Genomic DNA, 5,986 nt, shown 5'->3' with positions numbered 1-5,986 from the left:
GCGGATGATCGCTGGCAGGCCGGTGACCTCCAGCCCTGCCAGCGCCTCCTCGACGCTGTGCGCGATCGCCGAGCGGGCGGAGGCGAGGCCGATGCGGGTCATCGCGTCCTTGAACTTCAGCCGGTCCTCGGCCTTGTCGATCGCCTCGGCATCGGCACCGATCATGGTGACGCCGTATTTGGCGAGGGTGCCGTCGTGGAACAGCGCCAGCGCGGTGTTGAGCGCGGTCTGACCGCCCATCGTCGGCAGGACGGCGTCGGGGCGCTCCTTCTCGATGATCTTGGCGACGACCTCGGGGGTGATCGGCTCGACATAGGTGGCGTCGGCCAGCTCGGGATCGGTCATGATCGTCGCCGGGTTCGAGTTGACCAGGACGATACGATAGCCCTCCTCCTTCAGCGCCTTGATCGCCTGCGTCCCCGAATAGTCGAACTCGCACGCCTGCCCGATGACAATCGGCCCCGCGCCGATGACGAGGATGGAGGAGATGTCGGTGCGTTTGGGCATTAAGCCTCGTTCTTTCTAAACCCGCGATAAACCCAGCGGAACGCTAGTCCTGAGACGGCGAGAAGACCTGCTACGGCAAATGCTACAAGTAGGTTCGCTCCGAGGGCTGACCAACTTGTGTATCTAACCCACAAACTACTGGTCTTAATGATGGGGTCTTTTTCCCACGGCTTGTCTTCTCCTCCCTGACTGTTGGTGTCGATCACCGTACCCAGTTCGGCATATGGATCGTCGGAGGATACGTATCCCGTCAGTGGTACACACGTCGATGGTACGACTTTGGCTGATCGCGCCAACTCAACATAGTCGCGCTTTGCAAAGCTTGAGAGCAGTGCGAGCGCAAACAACAATGCAGTTGCGACAATCCAAATTCTCCACCATCCCCCCATATTATCGTCCCAACATTCCCACAAACCGCTCGAATAGATACAAGCTGTCCTGCGGTCCTGGGCTCGCCTCGGGGTGGTACTGGACGCTGAACGCCCGACCCCCGTCCAGCTCCAGCCCGGCGTTGCTGCCGTCGAACAGCGAGACGTGGGTTTCGGTCACGCCCCCCGGCAGGCTGCCGCGCTCGACCGCGAAGCCGTGGTTCATGCTGGTGATCTCGACCGCGCCGTCGGCCAGCCGCTTGACCGGGTGGTTGGCGCCGCGATGGCCCTGGAACATCTTGGTGGTGGTCGCCCCCACCGCCAGCCCGAGCAGCTGGTGGCCCAGGCAGATGCCGAACAGCGGCTTGCCCGTGTCCAGCATCGCCCGGACCACCGGCACCGCATAGTCCCCCGTCGCCGCCGGGTCGCCGGGGCCGTTGGACAGGAAGAAGCCGTCGGGCTCCAGCGCCATGATGTCCTCGAACGAGGCGGTCGCCGGCACCACCGACACCCGCGCGCCGGCGAGCGCGAGGTGGCGGAAGATGTTGTGCTTGGAGCCATAGTCGACCGCGACGACGTGGGGCTTGGCCGCTCCCTCCTCATGCTCGCCATAGCCGAAGCCGAGCCGCCAGACGCCGCCCTCCCAGCCATAATGCGTGTCGGTCGACACCTGCTTGGCGAGGTCCATCCCCTCCAGCCCCGGCCAGCCGCGCGCCATGTCGAGCAACAGCGGCAGGTCGAATTCGCCCGCGGACGAGTGCGCGACGACGCCGTTGGGCGCTCCCCCCGCCCTGATCCGCCGGGTCAGCGCGCGCGTGTCGATCCCGGCCAGGCCGATGCGCGCGTGGCGCTTCATCCAGCCGTCGAGGCGCTCGACCGCGCGGAAGCTCGACGGCGCGGTCACGTCCTCGCGCACGATCATGCCGAGCGCGTGCGGCCGGTCGGCCTCGACGTCGTCGGGATTGGCGCCGACATTGCCGATGTGCGGGAAGGTGAAGGTGATGATCTGGCCGGCGAACGACGGATCGGTCATGATCTCCTGATAGCCGGTCATCGCGGTGTGGAAGCACACCTCGCCCACCGCGGACCCCTCGGCACCGAAGCCGCGACCCCACGCCACCTCACCGCTGGCGAGGACGAGGACGCCGGTCGCGCCTTCGGGCTTGGACATGGAAAGGGCGTTGGCGTCGGCCATGGTCAGGCGGGCACTCCTCGGGTCGGCGGCGATGTCGCTAAGCGCCGTCCGCTAGGGCCGCGCTCCCGATGCGTCAATCTGCTATGGGCGCGCAGGTCATGATTCGAGACGACATCAAATCCGCCCAGATCGCCGCGATGAAGGCCGGCGACAAGGAAGCCCGCGCCGCGATCGGCCTGATCCAGGCGGCGGTGAAGAACCGCGACATCGAGGCTCGAACGGGGAAAGCGCCCGAGGACGACGACGCGCTGGTGGTCGAGGTGCTGCAGAAGATGGTGAAGCAACGCCGCGAGTCGATCGCGCTGTACGAGGCCGGAAACCGCCCCGAACTGGCGGCGTCGGAGGCCGCTGAGGTCGCAGTCATCGAACGCTTCCTGCCGGCGCAGATGAGCGAGTCTGATACCAAAGCCGCGATCGAGGCGATCAAGGCCGAGCTGGGCGCGAGCGGCATTAAGGACATGGGTCGGGTGATGGCGGAACTGAAGGCGCGGCACGCGGCGAGCCTCGACATGAGCCGCGCGAGCGGGCTGGTGAAGGCGGCGCTCGCCTGAGGCTTGTCACGGACCGCCATTTCCGCACATTAGCTGCTATAATGCCGGCGTGAGTCTCTCTCCCGCCTTCCTCGACGAGTTGCGCGCACGCACGTCGCTGTCGGCGCTGATCGGCAAGACCACCAAGCTGCAGAAGGCCGGCCGCGAGATGCGCGGCTGCTGCCCGTTCCATAACGAGAAGACGCCCTCCTTCTACGTCAACGACGACAAGGGCTTCTACCACTGCTTCGGCTGCTCGGCGCATGGCGATGCGATCCGGTGGATGACCGACCAGCGCGGACTGCCGTTCATCGACGCGGTCAAGGAGCTGGCGCAGGCCGCCGGGCTGGAGATGCCGGCGATGGACCGCCAGGCCGCCGAGAAGCAGGAGCGCGCCAAGGGGCTGCACGAGGCAATGGCCGACGCCGCCGCCTGGTTCGCGGAGCAGTTGAACGGCCTCGCAGGTGCGGAGGCGCGCGGCGTGCTGGCGAAGCGCGGCGTGTCGGCGGAGACGGCGCGGGCATTCGGGCTGGGCTTCGCGCCGGACAGCCGCGGCAAGCTGCGCGCGGCGCTGAAGGACTATGGCGACCCGCTGCTGATCGAGGCGGGGCTGCTGATCCAGGTCGAGGGCAAGGAGCCGTACGACCGCTTCCGCGGCCGCTTGATGATCCCGATCCGCGATCCGCGCGGGCGGGTGATCGCGTTCGGCGGCCGCGTGATCGGTGAGGGCGAGCCCAAATATCTCAACTCCCCCGATACGCCGTTGTTCGACAAGGGGCGCACGCTCTACAACCTCGACCGTGCCGCCCCGGCCAGCCGCAAGGCGAACCGCGTGCTGGTGGTCGAAGGCTATATGGACGCAATCGCGCTGGCACAGGCCGGGATCGGCGAGGTCGTCGCGCCGCTCGGCACGGCGCTGACCGAGGCGCAGATCGAGCGGCTGTGGCGGTTGAGCGACGTGCCGATCCTGTGTCTCGACGGCGATGCGGCGGGGCAGAAGGCGGCGCTGCGGGCGGCGCACCGCGCGCTGCCGATGCTCGCGCCGGGCAAGAGCCTGGCGTTCGCGACCTTGCCCGAGGGGCAGGACCCGGACGATCTCGTGCGTGCCAAAGGCCGTGGTGCGCTGGAGCCGCTGATCGCCGCCGCTCAGCCGCTGGTCGAGCGACTGTGGCAGGCCGAGCTCGCGGCCGAACCGCTCGACACGCCCGAGCAGCGCGCCGGGCTCAAGCGGCGACTGACCGACCTTGCCGGCACGATCACCGACGCATCGGTGCGCGGCGAGTACCAGGCCGACTTCCGGCGCCGCTGCGACGCACAGTTCGCGCCGCCGCCGCGCCGGCCCTTCGTGCCGTTCGAGAAGCGGCCGAAGGGCACGAAGAGCTGGCAGCCGATCCTGCCGGTCTCCGCCGCTGCAAAGGCGGTCGGTGCGGCTGGGATCGACCGGGTGCTCGCCAAGGCGGTCCTCGCCGGACTGATCCGCCACCCCGCCGAGATCGCCCGCCATGTCGAGGTGCTGGGCTCTCTGCGCCTCGCCGACGGCGCGCTGGGTCGGTTGTTCGAGGCGGCGGTCGATCTCGCGCTGGAGGACAGGTCGTCAGGGGGCGGCGCGCTTGATAGCGCTAACCTCATCACCATATTGGCAAAGTCCGGGTTCGACGAGGTTGCCAGCGATCTGTTGAGGGCGGACACGATGCCCTATTCGTTCACGCAGCGGAGGGCCGATCCGCAGCGGGCTTGCGCCGACCTCGACGAGGCAATCGCGATCCTGGTGGCCCGGCCGGAAGTGGATGCGTTGCTGTCGGATGCGACCCACGCGATGCAGATCGGCTTCACCGACGCGGCGTTCGAGCGACAGGTGGCATTGGTCAAGGAACGGCAGGCGCTGGATCAGCGGCTTGCAAATCTGGTGCAGGCGAACGAAGACGCCCGCGCCCTGGATACCGAAAAGCTAGGACCCGAGGAACGTTGATGGCGAAAGCAAACATGGCGGCGGACACGGCGGAAGCACCGGATGCGGTCGACTCGCCGCTGATCGACCTCAACGATGCCAACATCAAGAAGCTGGTCGCCCGCGCCAAGAAGCGCGGCTACATCACCTATGACCAGCTCAACGAGGCGCTGCCGCAGGACCAGATGTCCTCCGACCAGCTGGAGGACGCGATGAGCGCCCTCAACGAGATGGGCGTCAACATCGTCGAGAATGACGAGGCGGGCGAGGACGGCGAGACCGAGAGCCAGGCCGACGAGGACGAGGTCGAGACCGTCGACGCCGAGGCCGATGGCGGCGTGCCCCTGCCGGAGAAAAAGAAGGAGACGGTCGATCGCACCGACGATCCCGTCCGCATGTACCTGCGCGAGATGGGGGCGGTCGAGCTGCTGAGCCGCGAGGGCGAGATCGCGATCGCCAAGCGGATCGAGGCCGGGCGCGACACCATGATCCTGGGCCTGTGCGAGAGCCCGATCACCTTCAACGCCATCATCGACTGGTCGACCGCGCTCAACGAAGGCACGATGCAGCTGCGCGAGATCCTCGACCTCGACGCGATGCTGAGCAAGGGCCCTTCGGCGGAGCAGGTCGAGGCGGCCGAGGAAGAGGGCGGCGAAATCAGCGAGAAGACCGCCGGCGCGTCGTTCAAGGAAGAGGAAGACGTCAAGGAGGAACCGATCGTCGATGAGGACGAGGACGCGCTGACCGAGCGCCGTGCGCCGCGCCCCGCCGATGACGACGACGAAGACAACACCCTGTCGCTCGCGCAGATGGAGGAGCAGCTCAAGCCCCAGGCGCTGGAGCGGTTCGCCAACATCACCGCGCTTTACAAGAAGTTCGCCAAGCTCCAGGGCACCCGGCTCGACGCGATGGCGGCGGGCGGCGAGCTGTCGGCGAGCGACGAGCGCAAGTACCAGAAGCTGCGCGAGGAGCTGACCGCCGAGGTCGAGAGCGTTCAGTTCCACAATGCCAAGATCGAATATCTCGTCGACCAGCTCTACAGCTTCAACCGGCGGCTGACGACGCTGGGCGGGCAGATGCTGCGGCTGGCGGAGCGGCACAAGGTCAACCGCAAGGACTTCCTGGACCGTTATGTCGGCCATGAGCTCGACGACAGCTGGCTGGCGTCGGTGGGGAAGCTGGACAAGAAGTGGACCGCCTTCGTCGCCAACGAGGGCGGCGCGGTGGACCGCATCCGCATCGAGATCGGCGAGATCGCGCAGGCGACCGGCATGGCGCTCGGCGAGTTCCGCCGCATCGTCAACATGGTCCAGAAGGGCGAGCGCGAGGCGCGCATCGCCAAGAAGGAGATGGTCGAGGCCAACCTGCGCCTCGTCATCTCGATCGCCAAGAAATACACCAACCGCGGGCTGCAGTTCCTGGACCTGATCCAGGAGGG

At 67.2% G+C, this 5,986-nt stretch carries 4 protein-coding genes and 1 pseudogene; 3 read left to right on the top strand and 2 right to left on the bottom strand.

What is annotated here, in order from left to right; all coding sequences use genetic code 11:
• Positions 1 to 507: pseudogene (locus HUU96_RS09915) on the bottom strand (carbamoyl-phosphate synthase large subunit); the annotation flags it as partial.
• A 390-nt stretch (positions 508 to 897) separates the two neighbouring features.
• On the bottom strand, positions 898 to 2,070 hold the full coding sequence (gene carA / locus HUU96_RS09910) for a glutamine-hydrolyzing carbamoyl-phosphate synthase small subunit (protein ID WP_174292651.1): 1,173 nt from the start codon (positions 2,068 to 2,070) through the stop codon (positions 898 to 900).
• A gap of 98 nt (positions 2,071 to 2,168) precedes the next feature.
• Here carA and HUU96_RS09905 point away from each other — a divergent pair, with 98 nt between their 5' ends.
• From HUU96_RS09905 to HUU96_RS09895, 3 genes are all read left to right on the top strand, one after another.
• Positions 2,169 to 2,621 (top strand): GatB/YqeY domain-containing protein, encoded by a 453-nt coding sequence (locus HUU96_RS09905; protein ID WP_174292650.1) that lies wholly within the window; start codon positions 2,169 to 2,171, stop codon positions 2,619 to 2,621.
• 49 nt (positions 2,622 to 2,670) lie between these two features.
• Positions 2,671 to 4,569 carry a DNA primase gene (dnaG, locus tag HUU96_RS09900; RefSeq protein WP_174292649.1) on the top strand — a complete coding sequence of 633 codons (1,899 nt, stop codon included), beginning with the start codon at positions 2,671 to 2,673 and terminating at the stop codon, positions 4,567 to 4,569.
• The coding region (locus HUU96_RS09895; RefSeq protein ID WP_174292648.1) for an RNA polymerase sigma factor region1.1 domain-containing protein at positions 4,569 to 5,986 on the top strand (1,418 nt) is incomplete at its 3' end. The genes dnaG and HUU96_RS09895, both read left to right, overlap by 1 nt.

This window comes from Sphingomonas bacterium (genome assembly GCF_903644135.1).
Classification (GTDB): Bacteria; Pseudomonadota; Alphaproteobacteria; order Sphingomonadales; family Sphingomonadaceae; genus Sphingomonas.
Note: the sequence above shows the minus strand (reverse complement) of the source record. Positions and strands in the feature narration are given on the sequence as shown.